General features: G+C 74.8%; 14 protein-coding genes and 2 pseudogenes. 11 read left to right on the top strand and 5 right to left on the bottom strand.

Annotation, left to right across the window (positions count from 1 at the left end):
- Window positions 1–9: 9 nt before the first annotated feature.
- The 3 genes from QFZ71_RS20490 to QFZ71_RS20500 all read left to right on the top strand — a co-directional run bounded on the left by QFZ71_RS20490 (window position 10) and on the right by QFZ71_RS20500 (window position 3560).
- Entirely contained in the window at window positions 10–987 is a 978-nt protein-coding gene (locus QFZ71_RS20490) for an ABC transporter ATP-binding protein (protein ID WP_307669638.1), read from the top strand.
- Window positions 977–2239 (top strand): ABC transporter ATP-binding protein, encoded by a 1263-nt coding sequence (locus QFZ71_RS20495; RefSeq protein ID WP_307669639.1) that lies wholly within the window; start codon window positions 977–979, stop codon window positions 2237–2239. Before QFZ71_RS20490 ends, QFZ71_RS20495 begins: the two co-directional genes overlap by 11 nt.
- Window positions 2240–2477: 238 nt before the next feature.
- Window positions 2478–3560 carry a hypothetical protein gene (locus QFZ71_RS20500; protein WP_307669640.1) on the top strand — a complete coding sequence of 361 codons (1083 nt, stop codon included), beginning with the start codon at window positions 2478–2480 and terminating at the stop codon, window positions 3558–3560.
- 65 nt (window positions 3561–3625) lie between these two features.
- Here the strand turns inward: QFZ71_RS20500 and QFZ71_RS20505 are convergent.
- Window positions 3626–5753 (bottom strand): annotated as a pseudogene (locus QFZ71_RS20505) (prolyl oligopeptidase family serine peptidase).
- Window positions 5754–5924: 171 nt separating this feature from the next.
- Here QFZ71_RS20505 and QFZ71_RS20510 point away from each other — a divergent pair.
- From QFZ71_RS20510 to QFZ71_RS20525, 4 genes are all read left to right on the top strand, one after another.
- Window positions 5925–6119, top strand: a complete 195-nt coding sequence (locus QFZ71_RS20510; RefSeq protein WP_026290246.1) for a hypothetical protein — start codon at window positions 5925–5927, stop codon at window positions 6117–6119.
- A 129-nt stretch (window positions 6120–6248) separates the two neighbouring features.
- Entirely contained in the window at window positions 6249–7160 is a 912-nt protein-coding gene (gene mshB / locus QFZ71_RS20515) for an N-acetyl-1-D-myo-inositol-2-amino-2-deoxy-alpha-D-glucopyranoside deacetylase (RefSeq protein WP_307669641.1), read from the top strand.
- Window positions 7157–7756 carry a DUF6113 family protein gene (locus QFZ71_RS20520; protein ID WP_373465136.1) on the top strand — a complete coding sequence of 200 codons (600 nt, stop codon included), beginning with the start codon at window positions 7157–7159 and terminating at the stop codon, window positions 7754–7756. The genes mshB and QFZ71_RS20520 overlap by 4 nt, the downstream gene beginning before the upstream one ends.
- 175 nt (window positions 7757–7931) lie before the next feature.
- Window positions 7932–10118, top strand: coding sequence for a hypothetical protein (locus tag QFZ71_RS20525; protein WP_307669642.1), 2187 nt, complete (start codon window positions 7932–7934; stop codon window positions 10116–10118).
- Between the two features lie 203 nt (window positions 10119–10321).
- Here QFZ71_RS20525 and QFZ71_RS20530 read toward each other — a convergent pair whose 3' ends face one another.
- The gene (locus QFZ71_RS20530; RefSeq protein WP_307671534.1) at window positions 10322–10876 is read right to left on the bottom strand and encodes a sugar O-acetyltransferase; all 555 of its coding nucleotides are present in this window, start codon (window positions 10874–10876) and stop codon (window positions 10322–10324) included.
- Window positions 10877–10929: 53 nt separating this feature from the next.
- Complete coding sequence (locus QFZ71_RS20535; protein WP_307669643.1) at window positions 10930–12267, bottom strand: MFS transporter; 1338 nt, start codon at window positions 12265–12267, stop codon at window positions 10930–10932.
- A gap of 225 nt (window positions 12268–12492) precedes the next feature.
- Here QFZ71_RS20535 and QFZ71_RS20540 point away from each other — a divergent pair, with 225 nt between their 5' ends.
- The 4 genes and pseudogenes from QFZ71_RS20540 to QFZ71_RS30490 all read left to right on the top strand — a co-directional run.
- A complete protein-coding gene (locus QFZ71_RS20540) occupies window positions 12493–13470 on the top strand; it encodes a helix-turn-helix transcriptional regulator (RefSeq protein WP_307669644.1) in 978 nt (325 codons plus the stop codon).
- 218 nt (window positions 13471–13688) lie between these two features.
- On the top strand, window positions 13689–16409 hold the full coding sequence (lanKC, locus tag QFZ71_RS20545) for a class III lanthionine synthetase LanKC (RefSeq protein WP_307669645.1): 2721 nt from the start codon (window positions 13689–13691) through the stop codon (window positions 16407–16409).
- A gap of 43 nt (window positions 16410–16452) precedes the next feature.
- Complete coding sequence (locus QFZ71_RS20550) at window positions 16453–16584, top strand: SapB/AmfS family lanthipeptide (protein ID WP_003966507.1); 132 nt, start codon at window positions 16453–16455, stop codon at window positions 16582–16584.
- A gap of 205 nt (window positions 16585–16789) precedes the next feature.
- Window positions 16790–20631 (top strand): annotated as a pseudogene (locus QFZ71_RS30490) (ATP-binding cassette domain-containing protein); the annotation flags it as partial.
- Here the strand turns inward: QFZ71_RS30490 and QFZ71_RS20565 are convergent.
- Window positions 20600–21205, bottom strand: a complete 606-nt coding sequence (locus QFZ71_RS20565; protein ID WP_307669647.1) for a response regulator transcription factor — start codon at window positions 21203–21205, stop codon at window positions 20600–20602. The pseudogene QFZ71_RS30490 and the gene QFZ71_RS20565 overlap by 32 nt on opposite strands.
- Before the next feature lie 290 nt (window positions 21206–21495).
- On the bottom strand, window positions 21496–22377 hold the full coding sequence (locus QFZ71_RS20570; protein ID WP_307669648.1) for a transglutaminase-like domain-containing protein: 882 nt from the start codon (window positions 22375–22377) through the stop codon (window positions 21496–21498).
- Between the last annotated feature and the right edge of the window lie 34 nt (window positions 22378–22411).

Genomic DNA, 22411 nt, shown 5'->3' on the forward strand with positions numbered 1-22411 from the left:
CCGGTTGCCATGTTGCTCGAAGTGCGCGATCTGCACGTGGAGTTCCACACCCGCGAAGGCGTCGCCAAGGCCGTCAACGGCGTCGACTACTCGGTGGCCGAGGGCGAGACCCTGGCCGTCCTCGGGGAGTCCGGCTCCGGCAAGTCCGTCACCGCCCAGGCGATCATGGGCATCCTCGACATGCCGCCGGGGAAGATCGCCGGCGGGGAGATCCTCTTCAAGGGTCAGGACCTGCTGAAGCTCAAGCCGGAGGAGCGGCGGAAGATCCGGGGCCAGGAGATGGCCATGATCTTCCAGGACGCCCTCTCCTCGCTGAACCCGGTCCTCACCGTCGGCCAGCAGCTCGGCGAGATGTTCGTCGTGCACCGGGGGATGTCCCGCAAGGACGCCAGGGCCAAGTCCATCGAGCTGATGGACCGGGTCCGCATCCCGGCCGCCAAGGAGCGGGTCGGCCAGTACCCGCACCAGTTCTCCGGGGGGATGCGCCAGCGCATCATGATCGCCATGGCGATGGCCCTGGAACCGTCCCTGATCATCGCGGACGAGCCGACCACCGCCCTCGACGTCACCGTGCAGGCCCAGGTCATGGACCTGCTGGCCGAGCTCCAGCGCGAGTTCAACATGGGCCTGATCCTGATCACCCACGACCTCGGCGTGGTCGCCGACGTGGCGGACAAGATCGCCGTCATGTACGCGGGCCGCATCGTCGAGACGGCCCCCGTGCACGAGATCTACCGGGCCCCCGCCCACCCGTACACCAAGGGCCTCCTGAAATCGATCCCGCGCCTGGACCAGAAGGGCCGGGAGCTGTACGCGATCAAGGGCCTGCCGCCCAACCTGACCCGCATCCCGCCCGGCTGCGCCTTCAACCCCCGCTGCCCGATCGCGCGGGACGTGTGCCGGGAGGATGTGCCCCCGCTCTACGAGGTCGACGAGCGGCGCCGGAGCGCCTGCCACTTCTGGAAGGAGACGCTCGATGCACGCTGACCGCGACGGGAGCGAGAACGCCGGCGGCGGGAGCGGCGCGGCCGGCTCGACCCTGCTGTCCGAGGTCGGGAAGGAGGCCGCGGCCCCGTACGCCGAGGGCGACCCGATCCTCCAGGTGCGCGGCCTCACCAAGCACTACCCGCTCACCCGGGGCATCCTCTTCAAACGGCAGATCGGCGCGGTCAAGGCGGTCGACGGCGTCGACTTCGACCTGCACGCGGGCGAGACGCTGGGCATCGTGGGGGAGTCCGGCTGCGGCAAGTCGACCGTCGCCAAGATGCTCGTCCACCTGGAGCGCCCCACCGCCGGGGCGATCCGCTACAAGGGCGAGGACATCTCCCAGCTCTCCGGCCGCGCGCTCAAGGCGGTGCGCCGCAACATCCAGATGGTGTTCCAGGACCCGTACACCTCGCTGAACCCGCGGATGACGGTCGGGGACATCATCGGGGAGCCGTACGAGATCCACCCCGAGGTCGCTCCGAAGGGCAGCCGGCGGCAGAAGGTGCAGGACCTGCTGGACGTCGTCGGGCTCAACCCGGAGTACATCAACCGCTATCCGCACCAGTTCTCCGGCGGCCAGCGCCAGCGCATCGGCATCGCCCGCGGCCTCGCGCTCAACCCGGAGATCATCGTCGCCGACGAACCGGTCTCCGCCCTCGACGTGTCGGTGCAGGCCCAGGTGGTCAACCTGCTGGACCGGCTCCAGGCCGAGTTCAACCTCAGCTACGTCTTCATCGCGCACGACCTCTCGATCGTCCGGCACATCTCCGACCGGGTCGGCGTGATGTACCTGGGCCGGATCGTGGAGATCGGCTCCGACGCGGAGATCTACGACCACCCCACCCACCCGTACACCCAGGCGCTGCTGTCCGCCGTCCCCGTGCCCGATCCGTCGGCCCGTGAGTACCGGGAGCGGATCATCCTGCACGGCGACGTGCCCTCGCCCGCCAACATCCCCTCGGGCTGCCGGTTCCGCACCCGGTGCTGGAAGGCGCAGGAGCGGTGCGAGCTGGAGGTCCCGCTGCTGGCGGTCCCCGCGGAGTTCCGGCTCGTCGACACCCCGGCCCGCCACGACTCCGCGTGCCACTTCGCCGAGGAGAAGCGGGTGGTGCCGCCGGAGGGTGAGCTGGAGGCGCCGGGGCGGGGGCCGGGCCCCGACGTGGAGGCTCCGGGCACGACGACCCGCGGCCGGCCGGTGGAGGACGTGCCCGGCCCCGAGGAGCCGGAACGGGGGGAGGACCACACCCCCTGAGCTGCCGTCAGGAGCGTTAACACGCAGGCAATGCGGCCGTCGCGGCACCGATATACGGACGCTCCATGCTCGACGGTGTACGGCCGTGCGGGTGCCGTGGTCCGGCCGGAGCGTCGTCCTGTCGCTCCGGCCGTTCGCCCGCGGTCTCGCGGCTCGGCCGCGTCCGTCCCGGCTCCGCCGTCCTCGGCCCGCCGCCGAACGCCTTGTCCATCCGTTCGGGGCCGTGGAGTATCACCGGGTGACACTTACACGGGGAGCAAGAATCACCGGCGCCGCCCTGTGCGCGCTGTCGGCCCTACTCATCATCGCCTGGATCGTCCGGGACGTCCGGGCCGCCGACGGCCTGGAGCCGGTCTGGCACTTCTGGTCGGGCACCGCGAACTTCCAGGACATGGCGCAGCCCACCACCGCGGCCACCAGTGCCGTCCTGCTGGTCGCCTACGCCGCCGCCGTGGTGGCCGCGCTCCGTTCCACCGCCGCCTCGTCGGTCCTGGTGGTCACCGGCGTCGTCACCGTCGCCCTGCGGCTTCCCGGCGTCTGGACCATCGCCGACGCCGCGGCTCCGGAGGAACTGCGCGACCGGGCGCTGCTCACCACGTACGCCGTCCTGGCGGTCGGGATCGCCCTGATCGTGGTGGGGGTGGCGGGCCGCCGTCCGGTGCCGGAGGGTGCGGAGCGCCCCGCCGGTCCGGGGCGCGGCGCGGGGGTGGCCGTCTTCCTGCTGCTCGGCTTTCAGGGGGCGTTGTTCGCCGCCTGGGAGATCCGGCAGACGTTCGTCTACCCGTCCGACCTGTACCCCGCGTGGTTCATCGGCGGGAGGCCCCTGAACCTCCCGGTGACCGAGGGGCCGCCCGGCTGGGTCACCGCCGCCACCGTCCTGGTCTTCCTGGTGGCGGCCGTGGGCGCGGTCGCCGGGGCGGTCCACGCGCGTCCGCTCGGCCTGTTCGCGGGCGGGTTCGTGCTCTGCTCCGGCGTGCTGGGCGTGGCCCGCGCCATCCACTTCGAGATGTACGAGCGCTTCCCCGACCTGGGGCTCGAGGAGCAGCTGAACCTGCTGAGCTTCGTCAGCTCGCTCCTCGTCGGACCCGTGGTGATCGTCCTGCTCGCCCGCAAGGGCGTCCACCGGGCCGCCGGCGGTCCATCCGGCCCGTGGGGCGGTGCGGGGCCCTGGGGCGGCCACCCGGCACCCGGAATCCCCGGACAGCCGCCCGCCCCCGGACAGTCCGCCGCCCCCGGCTTCGGAGCTCCGCCGGGCGGCTTCGGCCCCCCGCAGGGCGGTGGCTTCGGTCCGCCGCCCTCCTCCCCGCCGCCCCGCTGGTGAGCCGGGAGCGGGGCTGACGGCGAGCGCCCGGCGGGCCGGGGCGGTTCGCGGCGGGGCGGGGCGGCTCAGGCCCCCGTCATCCCCAGCGACCGCTTGAGGAAGTCCACCTGGAGCAGGAGGAGGTTCTCCGCGACCTGCTCCTGCGGCGTCATGTGCGTCACCCCGCTCAGCGGCAGCACCTCGTGCGGACGCCCCGCCGCCAGCAGCGCCGAGGAGAGCCGCAGGGCATGGGCGACCACCACGTTGTCGTCGGCCAGCCCGTGCACGATCATCATCGGCCGGACCTCGGAGGCCGGTTCGGAGAGCCCGTCGTCGGTGAGCAGCGAGTTGTACGCGTACACCTCCGGCTGGACGGCCGGGTCCCCGAGGTAGCGCTCGGTGTAGTGGGTGTCGTACAGCCGCTGGTCCGTCACCGGGGCGCCCACGACCGCCGCGTGGAAGACGTCGGGCCGCCGCAGCACCGCGAGCCCGGCCAGGTATCCGCCGAAGGACCAGCCCCGGATCGCCACCCGGGACAGGTCGAGCGGGAAGCGGTCCGCCAGCCCGTGCAACGCCTCGACCTGGTCCTCCATGGTCAGCACGAGGTTGTCCCGTACGGCCTTCTCCCAGGCGGGCGAACGGCCCGGCGCGCCCCGCCCGTCCGCCACGACCACCGCGAACCCCTGATCCGCGAACCACTGCGAGGTCAGGTGCGCGTTGTGGGCGGCGACCACCCGGCGGCCGTGCGGACCGCCGTACGGGTCCATCAGGACCGGAAGGGGACCGTCCCCCTCCCGGTAGTCCGACGGAAGCAGCACGGCGCACGGAATCCCGCCGTGCGCCCCCCTCGGTGAGGGTCACCCGCGCGGAGACCACCGGAGCCTGCGCGTGACTCACGATCCGGGACAGCCGCTTGCCGTCCCGCACCACCCACGCGGTGGCTCCGGGCTCCTCGGGAACGGCCGAGACCACCACCGACAGGGCGCCCGAGCGGACCGCGGAGTGCACACCCACCCCTTCGGAAATCCTCTCGATTCCCAGCTCGTTCACCCGGTACACATGGATCTGCCCGATCTCCGGCTCGACCGCGTCCTCACCGGCCACCGCCGAGACGAGGATGTCCGACTCCCCGACGTCCAGCACCGACTGGACGTGCAGCTGCGAGCCGGTGAGCAGCCGGTCCCCGACCGCCAGCACCCGCGCGCCGCCCTCGTCGACGATTCGCACCAGCCGCCCGTCCGGCGCCCACGCGGGCACGCCGGGGAAGAGATCCAGCCACACCGGGTCCTCGTCCACATGGACGGCCCGGGTCGCACCGGTCTCCGGGTCCACCGCCAGATACCGCTGACTGCGCTGGTCACGGGCCTGCACCAGCAGCAGCGGGGCGCCCGCGGCCGACCAGTGCACCTGGGCCAGGTACGGGAACGCGGCCCGGTCCCACGCCACTTCGGTACGGGCTCCCGCCAGGTCCACGACGTAGAGCCGCACTTCGGCGTTGGGCGTTCCCGCCGCCGGGTAGGCGACCTCGGCCGGCTTGCGCTCGGGGTGCGCCGGATCGGCGATGTACCAGCGCTGTACGGGGCTCTCGTCGGCCCGTGCCACCAGCAGCCGGTCCGACTCCGGCGACCACCAGAATCCCCGGTACCGGTGCATCTCCTCGGCCGCGATGAACTCGGCCAGACCATAGGTGACCCGCGGGTCCTCCGGCTCGGCCAGCGCCCGGTCGCCCTCCCCGTCCGCGCCGACGACCCGCAGCGCGCCGCAGGACACGTACGCGACGTGCCGGCCGTCGGGGGACGGGCGGGGGTCGATCACCGGGCCCGGCACCGGCAGCGCCCGCGCGGTCCCGGCCCGCAGTTCGGCCACGTACACCTTTCCGGACAGGGCGAAGGCGGCCAACTCGGCCGCCGCGTCCACCGCGTAGGAGACGATCCCCGACGAACCCTCGCGGGTCCGCTCCCGCCGGGCCCGCTCCTGCGCCGAGAGCTTCTCGGCCGAACCGCCCAGCAGGGCTTCGGGATTGGCGGCGATCCGCTCCTCGCCGGTCGCCGGGTCGAGCACCCAGAGCCGGTTGGTCCGGTCCGTCCCGGAGGTGGACCGCAGGAAGATCACCCGCGTCTCATCCGGTGAGACGGTGAAGGCGCGAGGTGCGCCGAGTGTGAAGCGCTGGGTGCGTGCCTGCTGGCGGGGAAAGGACAGCTTCTGCGAGGTCATGGCACCGAACTTAGCCGCGTGGCACGGTTCGTGCGCCCCTCGTGCTGCTGTGCCCCGATCAATGCGTTGGCACGGATAGTTATGATCCGTAGCGCTCGGTGGGTAGGAAACCTGCTGGCTCCGTGTACCCCCGTTCCGACCGTCCGAACGTACCGATGGAGGTGAACCGCCGTGGCGCTCTCGATTTCGGCGGTAGTGCTGCTGGCGATCATCGTCTTCCTGCTGATCCGGAAATCCGGGTTGAAGGGAGGGCACGCGGTGGTCTGCATGCTGCTCGGGTTCTACATCGCGAGCTCGTCCGTCGCACCGACCATCTCCGATCTGACGAGCAACGTGGCGGGGATGATCAGCAGCATCAAGTTCTGACCGGCCGTTCCGGGGGCGAGGCCCCCGGGCAGCGCGGGGCACCGCGGGCGCCGGGCGCCGCCGCGCCCCTCCGGCGGGCGCGGGGGCGGAGGTCAACGGGCGGCCTCCGGGGCTCGTAGGGTGGTCCTCATGAAGGACCTCCCCGCCCGCCGCCTGCTGCTGGTGCACGCGCACCCCGACGACGAGTCGATCAACAACGGCGCCACGATGGCCAGGTACGCGGCCGAGGGCGCCCACGTCACCCTGGTGACGTGCACGCTCGGCGAGGAGGGCGAGGTCATCCCGCCCGCCCTCGCCCACCTCACCGCCGACCGGGACGACGCGCTGGGCCCGCACCGGGTCGGCGAGCTCGCCGCGGCGATGCGGGAGCTCGGCGTCACCGACCACCGCTTCCTCGGCGGGGCGGGACGCTACCGGGACTCCGGCATGACGGGCGTCGAACAGAACGACCGCCCCGGCTCCTTCTGGTCCACCCCGGTGGACGAGGCGGCGGCCCACCTCGTCGAGGTGATCCGCGAGGTCCGTCCCCAGGTCCTGGTCACCTACGACCCGGACGGCGGCTACGGCCACCCCGACCACATCCAGGCCCACCGGGTCGCGATGCGCGCCGCCGACCTGGCCGCCGACCCGGCGTACGGCGCCGGAGCACCGCACACCGTGGCGAAGATCTACTGGAACCGGGCGGAACGCGAGGTGGTCGAGGCCGCCTTCGACCGGCTCCGCACGACCGCGCCGGACGCCTTCGCGGGCATCGCCGCCGTGGACGACGTCCCCGGCGTGACCGACCGGGGGAGCATCACCGCCGAGATCGACGGCTCGGCGTACGCCGGGGCGAAGTCGGCGGCGATGCGCGCCCACGCCACCCAGATCGTGGTCGAGGGCCCCTTCTTCGCCCTCTCCAACGACCTCGGCCAGCCGCTGCTGACGACCGAGTGCTACCAACTGGTGCGCGGCGAAAGCGGGGTGGCCGCACCGGAGCGCGAGAGCGACCTGTTCGCGGGCGTGCCGGCCGTCCTGGACGCCGAGGGAGGCGCGGCATGAGCGGGAACCCCGAGAAGGGCGCGGACCAGGCCGGTGGCGGCACCGGGAAGGGCCGCGGCAGGGGCGACCGGGCCGGTGTGGGTCCTGCTCGGGAAGGCGCGCCGGGCACGGCGCGGGCGACCTCCGGGAAGGCTCGCGTCCGCGCGCGTTCGTCCTCGTCGTCCTCGCACGCGCCGCGACGGAACGCCCCGCCCAGGGAGCCCGAGCCCGTCGGTTTCGCCGCCCGCCCGAACCCGGCCCGGATCGCGGCCCACGCGGGCCTCGCGGTGCTCGGCGTGCTCGTCGGACTCGCCGGCACGCTCGTCCAAGCCGCGTGGTTCCCCGGAGGGTTGGCCATCGCCCTGGCGGGCGCGGCGGGCCTCTTCCACGGCGGCCGGATCCTGACCCGTACACAGATCGGCGCGCTGGCCCCGGCGGCGGGCTGGTTCATCACGGTGTTCCTGCTGCTGAGCGGCCGGTCCGAGGGCGACTACGTCTTCGGTGACGAACTCGGCCTGGTGCTCTTCATGCTCGGCGGAACCGCCGTCGCTGTGATCTGCGCCACCACGCGCAGAGTGCCGCAATCAGCCATGCGCGGCGTCCGGTCCGGTCCGTGAAGTGCCACGTCCGGGCCGCGAGCGCCCCCCACAGGTGTGATGCGCGGGTGGAGGTTTCCCCCGGTCGCGGAGTGTCCGACGGCGACGGCCAGTATGGTGGTGCGCGCGCCGAGCCGTCCCCTGGCCTGCGGCATGGGGGAAGTACGGGCGGCGGAGCCAATCGGGAGAACCTGCTTTGAGTCGTGAAACTGACAGTTCGTCCTCCGGGCCCCAGGGCCGCGGCGGAGCCGCGTACCCGCCGGGTACGCAGCCGTACGGATCCGGCCAGTATCCGTCGCCGCACCCGTCGCAGGACGGCTCTGACGAGAACCCGGCATCCATGGATCCGCCCCGGCCCGAGGAGCCGAAGACCGAGACGACGCTGACGACGCGCATCCGGATCAACATCCCCGGCTCGCGTCCCATCCCGCCGGTCGTGATGCGCACACCGATGGCGGAGAGCGACATCTCCGGCGACCGCCCCGATCCGGAGCGCACCGCGGCGACGCCGCGACCCGGCACCCCGCCGACCGCGCCCCCGCCCGGCGCCCCGGACCGTTCGGCGGGTCCGGACGGCGGGGCGCCCGCGGACCGGACGCGGGACGGCGGCCCGGCCGCCGGGGAACCGGCGGCCGCGGAGAAGCCGGCCCGTGACAAGGGCGGCAGCGACTGGTTCGCCCCGCGCAAGGCCCCGACCCCCGCGTCGGGAACGGCGACCCCCGGCGCGGGCGGCGCGTCCACCGGCCCCGGTGGTCCGGGCGCGGGCGCGCCCTCCGGTCCGGGCGGACCCTCCGGCCCCGGCGGTTCGGGCGGTCTCGGCGGCCCCGGCGGTTCGGGGGGCCCCGGCGGCCCGTCCGGTCCGGGCGGCCTGTCCGACGACGGCGGCCGGCCGCGTCCCGACCTGCCGTACTTCTCGGACGCCCCGCAGCCCGGCGGCGGGCCGGGCACGCCCGGTCCCGGCCGCAGCGCGCTCGACGGCTACGGCACCGGCCTCCCCGGCGGCGGCCCGCGCTCCGCCTCCGGCCCCGGACCGCGTACGCCCGGACCGTCCGGACCCACCACGGGACCGGTCACCGGTACGTCCTCGCTGACCCCGAACCTCGACGACGTCCCGGACCTCGCCGGTCCCGGCCCGATGGCTCCGGGCGGTCCCGCCGCCACCCCGCCCCGGATGTCCGACGACACCGCGATCCTCACCCCGCAGGCCCCGGCGCCCGAGCCCGGTCCCGGCGGACACGTCTCGGGCGACACGCTGACGAGCGGTATCCCCGTGGTGTCCGGCGAACCCCGCCCTCCGTTCCCCGGCGCTCCGCGCACCCCCGGCGGACCGGGCGCGAGCGGCCCGGGCGGCCCCGGTGTTCCGGCGCCCGGCCCGGCCGCACCGCGTCCGGCGGCGCAGGACCCCGCGCCCGAACCGGCTCCCGCCGCCGCGAAGAAGGGCCGCTCCAAGCTGGTCCTCCTCGGCGTGGTCGCGGTCGTGCTGCTCGGCATCGCGTACGGGGCCGGCCTCCTGCTGAACCACGCCGAGGTCCCCAAGGGCACCACGGTGCTCGGGGTCGACATCGGCGGCGGCACGAAGGAGGAGGCGGTCGCCAAGCTCGACGCCGCCCTCGGCGAGCGGGCCAAGACGCCGCTGCGGCTGTCGGTGGACGGCAAGGAGGAGAAGCTCGACCCGGAGAAGGCCGGGCTCACCCTGGACAGCCAGGAGACCGTGCGCGGCGCGGCGGGCAGCGACTACAACCCCGTCTCGGTGATCGGTTCGCTGTTCGGCGGGGAGCGTCCCGCCGACCCGGTGATCCCGGTCGACGAGGAGAAGCTCGGCGTGGCCCTGAACGACCTCGCGGGCACGTCCGGTTCGGCCAACGACGGCACCATCCGCTTCGAGCCGAACAAGGCCGTGGCGGTGCCGGGCAAGCCGGGCAAGCGGCTGGACGCCGCGCAGTCCCTGATCTCCGTCCGGGACGCCTACCGCGCCCAGGTGCAGACGGGGAAGGCCCGGCTGGTCGAACTCCCCGTGACCACCAGCGAACCCACCATCACCCGGGCCGAACTGGACCGGGCGATGAAGGAGTTCGCCGAGCCCGCGATGTCCGGCCTGATCACCATCAAGGCCGGTCCCAAGCAGATCCAGTTCGGCCCGGCCCGGTCGCTGCCGCAGATCCTCTCCATGAAGCCGATCGACGGCCGGCTCGTCGACGTCTACGACAAGAAGGCGATCGACGAGCTTCTGGACGGTGTCTTCGACGGCATCATGGCGGTCAAGGCCGACGGCAAGAAGCACCAGGTCGGCCCGGACGACGTGGCCCAGGCGATGAAGACCGCCCTGACCGGGAAGACGGAGGCCGAGCGCACGGTCACCATCGACCTGACCGGCCAGGGCTGACCCCGCCCGGCGCGAACCGCCACTCCACCCGCTCCACGCCTCCGCCCCCGGCCGGGAAGTCTCCGGCCGGGGGCGGAGGCGTGGGGGCCGGTGCCTGACCGGCGGGGGGTGAGCGGTGCGGTGTGAAGCCTCCGCCCGCTGTCGCCGGGGGCGGCGTGCGGCGTGCGGTTGCGGGCCGTGCCGGAGCGCGGACCGCAGGCGCGTCACGCCTCGGCCGCCTCCTCGCCGATCGTGCGGATCACCCGTGCCGGGTTGCCGACCGCCACCACGTCCGCCGGGAGGTCCTTGGTGACCACCGCGCCCGCGCCGACCACCGTGTTCTCGCCGATGGTCACTCCGGGGCAGACGATCGCCCCACCGCCCAGCCACACGTTGTCCCCGATGGTGATCGGCTGCGCGGCCTCCCACTTGGCGCGGCGCGGCTCGGGGGCGATCGGATGGGTCGGGGTGAGCAACTGGACGTTCGGGCCCAGCTGGACGTCCGCGCCGATGGTGATGCGGGCGACGTCCAGGAAGACCGCGCCGAAGTTGACGAACGTCCGGGGGCCGATGGTGGTCCGGTAGCCGTAGTCGACGCGGAGCGGCGGCCGTACCTCCACGCCCTCGCCCACCGCGCCGAGGAGTTCGGCCAGGGCCGCGCGCCGGGCCTCGGGGTCGGCGGCCGACGTGGCGTTGTACCGCTCGTTCAGCACGGCCGCGTGCCGCGCCTCCGCCGCCAGCTCGGGGTCGTCCGCGATGTACAGCTCGCCGGCGAGCATGGCTTCCTTCTGGCTGCGCCCGGTTCCGTCCTGGCCGGGCCAGGTCTCGTCGCTCAACTCGTCTCCTTCGTCCGGGGGGTACGGGGCGTGCGGGGCACACCGGGTGCGCCGGGCTCGTCGGCCGCACCGGGGGCGTCGGCCGTGCCGGGGGTGTCGGCCGTGCCGGGCGTGGCGGGGACTCCGGGTTCCGGGGACGCCCCGTCCGCTCCGGGGAGCCTGCCCCGTCCGTCCCGGTAACGATCACCCAGGCCCGGAGCCAGCGCCAGCGTCACCGCCACCGAGAGCCCCGCGACCACCGCCATGCCCGTCGCGGGCGAGGTCAGCTGGGCGATGCCGCCCGCCACGGCCGCCCCCACCCCCTGCATCGCCAGCATGCCCGACGAGCTGAGCCCGAGCGCCTGGCCGCTCAGCTCGGGCGGGGTGAGGGCCAGGAGCCGTTCCTGGAGCAGCAGGCTCGCGGCGAAGCCCGCGCTCGCCAGGACGACCGCCGCCAGCGCGAGCGGCAGCCCCGGCCGCAGGGCGAAGAGCAGGTACGGGGCGGCCAGCAGCAGTCGCAGCGGAGCTCCGAGCCGGGCCCGCCACCGGGCCGTGACGAACCGCCCCACCAGCGTGTCCCCGGCCAGCATCCCCAGGGCCCCGCCGGCGAAGAGGAGCCCGGCGTGTGCCGGCGCGTACGCCACGTACAGGGACTCGCAGCCGACGACGAGCCCGTTGGGCACCCACAGCGCCAGGAACACGTACCGGCGCGGCCGGGACGACCAGAGCAGCGCGTTCGTCCGGCGGGTCTCGCGGACCGAGGGGCGGCCGGTGGCGCGGGGCGGCCGGGGCGAGAGCCCGAGCCGGGTCACGGCCGCCGCGACGACGTACAGGGCCGCCCCGACCAGCAGGGTGCCGCGCGCCGAGAACACCGCCACCAGCACCCCGCCCACCGCGAACCCGCAGATCTGCATCGCGCCGCCCGTCATGTTGAGCACCGAACGGCCGATCAGGAACCCCTCACGCGGCACGATCTCGTTGAGCAGTCCGTACCGCACACCCCCGCCCGGCGAGGCGGTGGCCCCGACCACCAGCAGCACGGCGAACGCCGCCCACAGCGGCAGTCCGGGCACGGCCTGCACGCAGGCGGCCGCCGCCGACAGCAGGGCCAGCGCGGTCAGCGCGGCACGGGGCGGCAGCCGGTCCGCCGCCGAGAGCAGGGTGAGCGCCCCGGCCAGCTGGGCCAGCGAGGGACCGAACATCGCCAGCGCCGACAGCAGGGGCGAGCCGGTGCGCGTGTACACGAGAGTGCCCAGCGCCAGGCCGGTCGCGGTCTGGGCGGCCGTCTGGACGGAGACGGCCGCGAAGAAGGGGGTGAACTCCGGGGTCCGGAACAGTTCGCGGTAGGTGCGCATGAGCGGAGTCTCCGGAAGCCGCCGCCGGGGCCGTTACTGTTTCGCGCGGACGCGAAAGTCCGGGGCCGGGCGGCGGGGCCGGGGTCTCATGAGGCCGGGGCCGGGGCCGGGGCCGGGGGTGCCACCGATCCGCAGCGCGCGGGTGGAGGAGGCAGCTCCGGTGAACACGGCGAACACGGCGTAAGCAGTGAACACGGTGTACGCGGCGGACAGGGTGGGGCACGCATGGGCTGGTGGCAGGTGAGCGCCGACACGCTCGCGGGCAGCCGGTTCGTCGTCTCGCCGCTCGCGGAGGCCGTCGCGAGCCTGCTGCTCCTGGAACGGACCAACGCCGCACATCCGGGGGAGCGCGCCTGGCTGGAGGCCCATCTGCCCGCGTACCGGCGGCGGATGGCCGGCGACCCGGTCTCCGCGCTGGTGATCCGGTCGGCCCTCGGGCCCCGCTGGACCGCCGACTTCCTCGCCGCCGCCCCGGTCCCCGCCCCGCCCCGCCAGGCCCCGCCCTCCTTCGCCGAGGAGCTGGCGCGGATGCGGGCCACCCCGCCCGGACAGGCCCGCGCCGACCTGGCGGTGACGCTGGGCGGGCCCCTGCCCGCCGCGCTGGACAGGGACGACCTGGCCGAGCGCGCGGCCGACGCCGTGGAGTGGGTCTGGACCCACACCGTGCGGCCCGACTGGCCGAGGCGGCGGCGCGTGCTCGAAGCCGATGTGGTCGCGCGTACCGCCCAACTGGGCCGGGGCGGTTGGGCCGAGGCGCTGAACGGGATGCGCCCCGGTATCCGCTGGCTCGGCGGGAGCCGCCTCCAGATCAACGCCTACGACAACCCGCCCCGCGAACTGGGCAGCGCCCAGCTGCTGTTCGTCCCCGTCACCCCGCACCAGTGCTGGGTGGGCTGGGACATCCCGCGCCGGTACGCGCTGGTCTACCCCTGCTCCGGCACGCTCGCCGAGGCCGGGCGCAGCCCCGCACCGACGGCTCTGGGGGCACTGCTCGGCCCGGCGCGGGCGGGCGTCCTGGTGCTGCTGGCCTCACCGCTCAGCACGACGCAACTCGTCGCACTGACCGGCCAGGGGCTGGGGTCGGTCGGCCGCCATCTGCGCGTCCTGCGCGACGCCGGGCTGGTCCGCCGACACCGCGCGGGCCGCTCGGTGCTCTACATCCGTACGGAAGCGGGCGACGTCCTGGTGCGCAGCGCGGGCTGAACGGCTCCGGAAGCGCCCCGCGCACGCCCCCGCACGCCCCCCGGTGGCACCGGTCCGTACCTGCGCGGGAAGGGAAACGCACCGGCCGACGATGCACTTCGCACGGCCGGTGACGGTTGGCGTGCATGTACGAGTCGTGACAACCGTGACTAGGGACACCACTCATCGTTGTGACAACTTCTCTCTCGCCGCGACCGAACCGAGCGAGGGGAACGTGCGTGAATCCGGAGTACGCCGCGTACTGCCAGGCGGACCGCCGCTTCTACGACGCACCCCACCGTGCCCTCCAGCCGGCCGGGAGCGCCGACGAGGATCACACGTTCTACGCCGCCGTCCGTGCCGCCGCCCCCCAGGGGTGGACCCGCTCCCGGCGCGGTGACTGGCTCTCCTACAGCCCCGACGGGCTGCGCCTGCCGCCGCAGGGCTGGAAGCTCCACATATCCGCCGCCCTCGACAACGCGGACTCCGTGCTGGAGCGGGTCGTGGCCCACTGTCTGGCGCACCGGCTGGCCTTCAAGTGCGTCCCGAACGCGGGGCTGCTCGCCCTGCGGAACGCCAAGTACGCGGACCGGGCCGGCAGCGGGAAGTTCATCACCGTGTACCCGCCCTCCGACGAGGCGTTCCCCGAGGTGTGCACCGCCCTCATGGGCCTGCTGGAGGGCGAGCACGGACCGTACATCCTGAGCGACCTGCGGTGCGGGAACGGCCCGGTCCACACCCGGTACGGGGCGTTCGCCGCCCGCTTCTGCTCCGGCCCGGACGGGCGGCCCGTACCCGCCGTCGCCGACCCGCTCGGCAGGCTCGTCCCGGACGACCGGGGCCCCGCCTTCCGCGTCCCCTCCTGGGTGACCCCGCCCGGCTTCCTGGCACCGCACCTCGAAGCCCGTGCCGCCGTGGGCCTCGCCGGCCTCCCGTACACCGTGGAGAAGGCGCTGCACTTCTCCAACGGCGGCGGGGTCTACCTCGGCCGTGACACCCGCACCGACGAACAGGTCGTCCTCAAGGAGGCCCGCCCGTACGCCGGACTGGCCGCCGACGGGGCGGACGCCGTCGCCCGGCTGGACCGCGAGCGGACCGCCCTGGAGCACCTGGCCGGGCTGGACTGCGTACCGGCGGTCCGGGACGTGTTCGAGGTCGGGGACCACCACTTCCTGGTCCTCCGGTACATGCCCGGCGCCACCCTCAACACCGTCTTCGCCCGACGCTTCCCACTCGCCCGGCAGCACCCCTCGCCCGAACTGCTCGCCGAACACGCGGCGTGGGCCGAGGAGGTGTACGGGCAGGTCGAGCGCGCCGTCGAGGCGGTGCACGCCCGGGGCATCGTCATCAGCGACCTGCACATGAGCAACGTCATGGTCGACGAGGAGAACTCCCGGATCGCCCTGCTCGACTTCGAGGCGGCCTTCCCAGCGGCCGACCGCCGCCGCCAGATCGTCGCCAACCCGGCCTTCGTCGCCCCGGCCGACCGGCGCGGCACCGACATCGACCGGTACGCGCTGGCCTGTCTGCGGCTCGCGCTGTACCTGCCGCTCACCACCCTGTTCGGCATCGACCGCACCAAGGCGGCCGGGCTCGCCCGTGACATCGTCCGTGTCTTCCCGGTCACGGAGGAGGCGCTGCGCCCGGCGGTCACGGAGATCCTGCGCGAGGCGGGGGAGGCAGGAGAGGCGGGCACGCCCGGCGCGGAGCCCCGGAACGCGGCGGCCCCGGCCTCCGGCCTCCCGGACCTCCCCGAGAGCCGGGACCTCCCCGACCGCCGTGACGCTCCCCGCCCCCCTGACCCCGCCGACCTCCGTGACTGGCCGCGCAGCCGGGACGCGCTGGTCCGGGCGATCACCGCCTCCTGCACACCGGAGCGCGAGGACCGCGTCTTCCCCGGAGACATCGCCCAGTTCGCCACGGCCACCGGCGGCCAGTCCCTCGCGTACGGGGCGGCCGGGGTGCTCTACGCCCTCCACGAGACCGGCGCCCCGCCCTGCCCGGCGGCCGAGGACTGGCTCCTGCGGCACGCCAAGTCCCCGGCGTCCGGCAGCCCCCTCGGCTTCTACGACGGGCTCACCGGCATCGCCTGGACCCTGCACCGGATCGGCCGTACCGCCGAGGCCGCCGACCTCCTCCGGATCATCCTCGACCAGCCGCTGGAGGGCCTGGCCCCCGGCCTGCACAACGGGTACGCGGGCATCGGCCTCGCCCTCGACGACCTGGCCCGCACCGCCTCCGCCACCGACGCCCCGGCGCTCTCCGCCGCGGCCGCCCGCTGTACCGCCCTCGCCGTCCGCGCGCTCACCGAGGGCCCGCCCTCGCCCCGCACCGGACTGCTGCACGGCGCGAGCGGCATCGCCCTGCTGCTGGTCCGCCGGTACGCGACCACCGGCGACACCGCCCTCCTCGACCTGGCCGCCGCCGCGCTCCACCGCGACCTGGAGCGGTGCCGGGCCGGCGACGACGGCGAACTCCTCGTCGTCGAGGGCAGGCGGCTGATGCCGTACCTCGGTTCGGGCAGCGCGGGCATCGCTGCGGTCATCGACGCCTACCTGGCCCAGCGCCCGGACCCCGCGCTCGAAGAGGCGGGCCGCGCCCTCCTGCCGGCCGCGCGCTCCGCCTTCTACGTACAGCCGGGACTGTTCCGGGGCTCCGCCGGACTCCTGGCACACCTCGCGGCCACCCCGCTCTGCGAGGGAGCCGACCGGCAGCGGGCGATCGACCGCCACCTCGACCTGCTGGGCAGCCACGTGCTGGCGTACGGCGGCGGACTCGCCTTCCCCGGCGAGCAGTTGATGCGCCTGTCGATGGACCTGGCCACCGGGACCGCCGGCGCGCTCCTCGCCCTGGGCGCCGCGCACGGCGCCCCCATCGGACTTCCCTTCCTGCCCGCCACCCCGGCGGCGCACCCCGGCCGCGTCAGCGGCCCCACGGACCGGCCCCTCCAGGGGTCGTAGCAACACCGTTCTGTACGACAACCGTCCCCGAAAGGACATCATCATGGCGCTTCTCGACCTTCAGGCGATGGACACCCCGGCCGAGGACTCGTTCGGCGAGCTCGCCACGGGCAGCCAGGTCTCGCTGCTGGTCTGTGAGTACAGCTCGCTCAGCGTGGTCCTCTGCACCCCGTGACCCACCCCGGTCGGCCCGTCGGTGGACACCACCGACGGGCCGACCGGCCACGTTCCCACGCCACGTGCACCCGAACCACGTGCACCGCAGGCCGTCCGACCGACCGGGCCGGCGGCTCCGGAACCCGCGCCGGGGCTGTCCCGCCACCCCGAGGACGACTCCGGGCTCCCTCGGGCAACCGTCCTGCCGACCGGAAAGGCGACCCGTGCCGCTGCACCCCCGCCCGGCCCGCGCGTCCGGCGCACGGCGGCTCGCCCGGCGGCATCCGGCCGCCCTCGCCTGGCTCTTCCTCTGCTCCACCGGAGGCGCGCTCGCCGCCCTCGCCCTGCCCGCCGCCCTCGGCCACACCGTCGACCGGCTCGTCACCGGCGGGCCCGTGCCCTGGTCCGGACTGCTGCTCTGCGCCGCCCTGACCCTCGCCGAGACCGGGTTCGACGCGGCGGCCGCCGTGACCGGCACGACCACCACCGCCAAGCTCACCGCGTCCCTGCGTACCCGCACCGCCGCCCGCGTCCTGGCCGCCGAACCCCGTCGTGCCCTCGCCCTGCCCACCGGCGACCTCACCGCCCGGCTCACCGCGCGGACCGCCGACGCCGCGTCCGCGCCCGCCACCGCCGCCGGAGCCGTCGCGGGCGTCCTGCTCCCGCTCGGCGCGCTCGCCGGCCTCCTCCTCATCGACGTGTGGACCGCCGCCGCGCTCCTCGTCGGCGCGCCCCTCCTCGTCCTCCTGCTGCGCGCCTTCACCCGCGGGACCGCCGACGCAGGCGCCGACTACCAGCGCGCCCAGTCGCTCATCGCCCACCGGCTCACCGAGGCCCTGGAAGGCGCCGACACCATCCGCGCCGCCCGCACCGCCGCCCGCGAACACCGCCGCATCCTGGAACCCCTGGCCACCCTCGCCGGACACGGCAGGCGCACCTGGGAGGTGTACGGGCGGGCGGTCGGCCGCAGCGGACTCCTGCTGCCCCTGCTCATGCTGCTCGTCCTCGCGGTCGCCGGACTCCGGCTCGGCACGGGCGCGATCGGCGTCGGGGACCTGGTCGCCGCCTCCCGCTACGCGAGCCTCGCCGTCGGCATCGGCTCACTGACCGGCGCGCTCGGCTCGCTGGCCCGCAGCCGCGCCGCCGCCGACACCCTCGAACCCCTCCTCACCCTCGCTCCGCTCCCGCACCGCGGCCTCGGACCGGCCCCGGACGCCCCCGGACACCTCGAACTCCGGGACGTCGGCGTCGAACAGGACGGCACACCGCTGCTGACCGGAATCCACCTGACCGTCCCCGGCGGCACGTCCCTGGCCGTCGTCGGACGCTCCGGCTCCGGCAAGTCGCAGCTCGCCGCGGTCGCCGGGCGGCTGCTCGACCCGGACACCGGCAGGGTGCTGCTGGACGGCGTCCCGATGGACGGCATGGAACCGGCCCGGCTCCGCCGCGAAGTGGCGTACGCCTTCGCCCGGCCCGCCCTCCCCGGAACCACCGTCGAGGACACGATCGCCTACGGGCCCTGGACCGCCGCGCCCGACGCCGTACGCGAAGCCGCCCGCGCCGCCCGCGCCGACGGGTTCGTCGCCCTGCTGCCGGACGGTTACGCCACCCCGGTCGCCGACGCCCCGCTCTCCGGCGGCGAGCGCCAACGCCTGGGCCTGGCCCGCGCGTTCGCCCATCCGGGCCGACTGCTGATCCTCGACGACGCGCTGTCCAGCCTCGACACCGTGACCGAGCACCACGTCCGCCGCGCGCTCGACGCGCGGGCCGGCAGCTGCACCCGGATCATCGTCGCCCACCGGCTGTCCTCGGCCGCGCGGGCGGACCGGGTCGCCTGGCTGGAGGGCGGCCGTCTCCGCGCGACGGGCCGCCACGACGAGCTGTGGACGGACCCGGACTACCGGGCGGTCTTCCGCGGCGACCCACCGGACGTACACCGGGAGCGGACCGGAGCGGAGGCGGCCCGGTGAAGCGGAACGACGCGCCGCCGCCGGGCGGGGCCGAGGACGTGAACGACCCGGCACCGCACACGGGGGCCGAGGACGTGGACGACGCGCCGCCGCGCCCCCGGCGCGACACCGCGCTGCGTCGCGTCAGCCGGGAGGCCCGGCCCTTCCTGCGGGCGCGTACCGGGGTGATCCTGCGGCTGTCCGGCTGGTCCCTGCTGGAGTTCGCGCAGACCTTCCTCAGCGGGTACGGGGTCGCTCGCGCCCTCGACGACGGATTCCTCGCCGGACGCCCGGCGACCGGCCTGCTCTGGCTGGCCGTCGCCGCGGTCGCCGTGCTGCCCTCCGTGTTCGCCGCGCGCGGTATGTTCGGCCGACTCGCGGACCTGGTGGAGCCGCTGCGCGACGGACTGGTCCGGCGGGCGGTGTCCCGAGCGCTGTCCGGCGCGCTCGGCCGCTCCGGCGACGTCAGCACCCGCTCCCTGTCCCAGCTCACCCATCAGAGTGAGATCGCGCGGGACGGCTGGGCCGGACTCGTCCTGACGCTGCGCTCGTTCGCGTTCACCGCCGCCGGGGCCGTCACCGGTCTGCTCGCCCTCTCGCCCGCCCTCCTCCTGATCGTCCTGCCGCCGCTGGTCGTGGGGTCCGCCCTGTTCCTCGGGACCCTGCCGCCGATGGCCGCCCGCCAGCGGGCCTACCTCGCCGCCGACGAGGCGTACGCCGCGCACGCGGGTGAACTCGCCGCATCCGTACGCGACATCGCCGCCGCCGGGGCCGCCGGGCGGACGGTGGAGGAGTCCGGAGCCCTGGCCGCCGCGCAGCTCTCCGCTTCCCGGTCGCTGGCCCGCTGGTCGGCCGTACGGGTGCTGGCCCTCGCCGTCTGCGGCCGGTTCCCCCCGCTGCTCCTCCTCCTGGGGGCGCCCTGGCTGCTGCGGAACGGGCTGACGCCGGGTGCGCTGGTCGGCGCGCTGACCTACCTCACCCAGGCGCTCGCCCCCGCCGTCCAGGCGCTGATGACCATGCTGGGCACGGCCGGGGGCCGCCTCGTCGTGGTCCTGGACCGCTTCACGGACGCCCCGCCCCCGCCCGGGGACGACCACCCGCCCCCCGGACGCGACACCACCGGGGCCGCCCCACGCGACACCGCACCAGCTCCCCCGGGCGACACCACGACGGCACCCGTCGGCGACGCCGTCCCCACGCCGCGCGGGACCCCGGTCGCCGAACTCCACGAGGTCACCTTCGCGTACGGGCCCCGTGCCCGGCCCGTCCTGGACCGGCTCTCCCTGACGATCGCAGCGGGGGAGCACCTGGCGGTGGTCGGCCCGAGCGGCAGCGGCAAGTCCACCCTGGCCGCCGTACTCGCCGGGGTCGAGCGCCCCACCGGGGGAGCGGTGCGGTGGCGGGGGCGGCCGGTGCGGCCGGCCGACGCCACCGCCGTACGGGTTCTGCTGCCCCAGCACGCCTATGTGTTCAGCGGCTCCCTGCGGGACAACCTCCGCTACCTCCGTCCCGACGCCCACGACCGGGAGATCGCGGCCATGGGGGACGCGATCGGCTTGGAATCGCTGCTCTCCCGGCTCGGCTCCCTCGACGCGTACGTCGAACCGGGCCGGCTCTCCCAGGGCGAGCGCCAGCTCGTCGCCCTGGGCCGGGCCTACCTCGCCGCACCACCCCTGTTGATCCTCGACGAGGCCACCAGCCGCCTCGACCCGGCCGCCGAGACGCGGGCCGAGCTGGCCTGCGCCGCGCTGCCGGGCGCGCTGGTCGTCGTCGCCCACCGGCTCAGCTCGGCCCGCCGCGCCGGGCGGACCCTGGTGATGGACGGCCCGCACACCCGGTGCGGCACGCCGGACGAACTCCTGCTCTCCAGCCCCCTCTACCGCGACCTGGCCGGACTCTGGGGCCCGGAGGACGTGGACACGCCGGAGGACGCGGGTGCGCCGGGGGAGGCCCGCGTACCGGACGAGGAGGACGCGGTGGCCGTCGCCGGTCGGCACGGGACGGTCGGTACCGGTCGGGGCTCGTCGCTCGGCTCCGGTCGGGGCACGCCGGGCGAGGACCGCGCACCGGGCGGGGAGCCCGGCGTCAGATCCAGCCCGCCTCCTTCGCCCGTCTGATCGCGTCGAGCCGGTTGCGGGCCCCGGACTTGCGGATGGCGGCGGCCAGGTAGTTGCGCACCGTCCCCGGCGTCAGGTGGAGTTCGGCGGCGATCCCGGCCACGGTGTCACCCCCTTCGGCCAGCGAGAGCACGCTCAACTCGCGCGGAGACAAGGGCATGTCGGCCACCTGGAGCAGACTGAACGCCAGCGACTCGTCGATGTGCCGCCCGCCGTCCGCCAGCTTGTGCATCACCTCGGACAGGTCGTCCACCGGACGGTACTTGTCGATGTAGCCGAGCACCCCCGCCTCGTACGCCCGCCGCAGGCCGCGCGGCCGGTCGCTGCGGGTGAGCACGGCGAGCGGGTACGGGCCGCCGTGCGGCGCGGTCACCGTCTTCACCTCGTCGAGGACCTCCAGGACGCCCGGACAGTCGAGGTCCGTGAGGAGCACGTCCGCACTCGATCCGCCCAGGGCGTCGCGTATCGCACCGTGCTCGGCGGTCCGGACCTCTATGCCCGGCCCCGCGCAGAGCAGCGAGGCCAGCGAAGCGCGCCACAACGGCACGGTGTGGACCAGCAGCACGGTTGTCATAGATCTGCCCTCAGTCTTTCTCTTGCGGCCCGACCAACGCGGAATGCGATGGATCGTGTGCGTCCGGTGACGGTTCCAGTTGAGCGCATGGGCCTTCACGTACGCCGACAAACGGGCCGAATAGTGCCCCCGTTGGGCGCGGAAGGGGGCGTTCGGATGTAAATCGGGAGCGCACAGCGCTCACCGATCCATCTGTCTCGCTATTTCCTGGGTATTCGGGAACCCGTGGGCATCCGTCAGTGGGCCGGGCCCCGCGTCATTCCCGCCGGATGGCCGGTTCGGGGGGTGGTTCAGTTGAGGAGGGCGCGCGCCGCACGGGCCTTGCGCCGGATGTTCTCGGCCGTCGTCGGCTCGATGCCGTCGAGGAGTTCCGCGTACTCCTCCATCTCCGCCGCCCCGCGCAGGAACTCGCCGCGCTGGACCAGGAGCTGGGCGTGCTCGTAGCGGAGCCGCGCGGGACGCGAGGGCAGCAGCAGCGACAACTCCACCGCCCACAGCGCCACATCGGTGCGCTCGGGCCGGGCCGCCGCCCACGCCCGGATGTTGTTCAGGATGCGCAGCACGATCTCCAGCGGGCGCGCGGGCGTCGTCATCGACGGGTCGAGGGCCGCCCCGGTCGCCCCTGCCACCAGCAACGCGGCATCCTGGCCGGTCAACGGCGCGCCCCCGGCGAACGGGTCGGCCAGTACCGGGTGTTCGCGGTCGCCGAAGCCGACCACGAAGTGGCCGGGCAGCGCCACGCCGTACACGGGCGCGCCGGCCCGCCTGGCGACCTCGATCCAGACGACGGACAGCAGGATCGGCAGGCCCCGGCGGCGGCGCAGCACCCGCTGGAGCAGGGAGGAGTCCAGCCGCTGGTAGTCGGCCGACGATCCGCCGAACCCGTAGCGCCCGCCGAGCAGTTCGGCCAGGGCCGAGGCCCAGCCGGCGGGCGAGCGGGAGCCGTACGGCAGCATCCCCGCCAGCCGGTCCAGCTCGATCTGCGCGGCGTCGATGCCGTACGGGTCGGGGTCGGTCTCCCCGGGCACCACCGGGCGGACCTCGGCCGGGCCGACCGGTCCGGCCTCGGCGCCCAGCAGCAGGCACAGCAGGGCGAGGTCCGGCCGCTCGGACCGGGCCTCCTCGGCGAACTGCCGCCGACGCTCGTCCGCCCCGGAATCCAGCGTGCTCATCTCCGACCCCTGCCCTTGTCCCCGCCCCTGTCCC

Source organism: Streptomyces sp. V2I9, from assembly GCF_030817475.1.
GTDB lineage: Bacteria > Actinomycetota > Actinomycetes > Streptomycetales > Streptomycetaceae > Streptomyces.

Excerpts from the sequence above, each read along its gene's own strand:
- QFZ71_RS20490 (WP_307669638.1), top strand. The coding sequence starts at position 10 with ATGTTGCTCGAAGTGCGCGATCTGCACGTGGAGTTCCACACCCGCGAA.
- QFZ71_RS20495 (WP_307669639.1), top strand. The coding sequence starts at position 977 with ATGCACGCTGACCGCGACGGGAGCGAGAACGCCGGCGGCGGGAGCGGC.
- mshB (WP_307669641.1), top strand. The coding sequence starts at position 6,249 with ATGAAGGACCTCCCCGCCCGCCGCCTGCTGCTGGTGCACGCGCACCCC.
- QFZ71_RS20520 (WP_373465136.1), top strand. The coding sequence starts at position 7,157 with ATGAGCGGGAACCCCGAGAAGGGCGCGGACCAGGCCGGTGGCGGCACC.
- QFZ71_RS20530 (WP_307671534.1), bottom strand. The coding sequence starts at position 10,876 with ATGCTCGCCGGCGAGCTGTACATCGCGGACGACCCCGAGCTGGCGGCG.
- QFZ71_RS20535 (WP_307669643.1), bottom strand. The coding sequence starts at position 12,267 with ATGCGCACCTACCGCGAACTGTTCCGGACCCCGGAGTTCACCCCCTTC.
- QFZ71_RS20540 (WP_307669644.1), top strand. The coding sequence starts at position 12,493 with ATGGGCTGGTGGCAGGTGAGCGCCGACACGCTCGCGGGCAGCCGGTTC.
- QFZ71_RS20550 (WP_003966507.1), top strand. The coding sequence starts at position 16,453 with ATGGCGCTTCTCGACCTTCAGGCGATGGACACCCCGGCCGAGGACTCG.
- QFZ71_RS20565 (WP_307669647.1), bottom strand. The coding sequence starts at position 21,205 with ATGACAACCGTGCTGCTGGTCCACACCGTGCCGTTGTGGCGCGCTTCG.
- QFZ71_RS20570 (WP_307669648.1), bottom strand. The coding sequence starts at position 22,377 with ATGAGCACGCTGGATTCCGGGGCGGACGAGCGTCGGCGGCAGTTCGCC.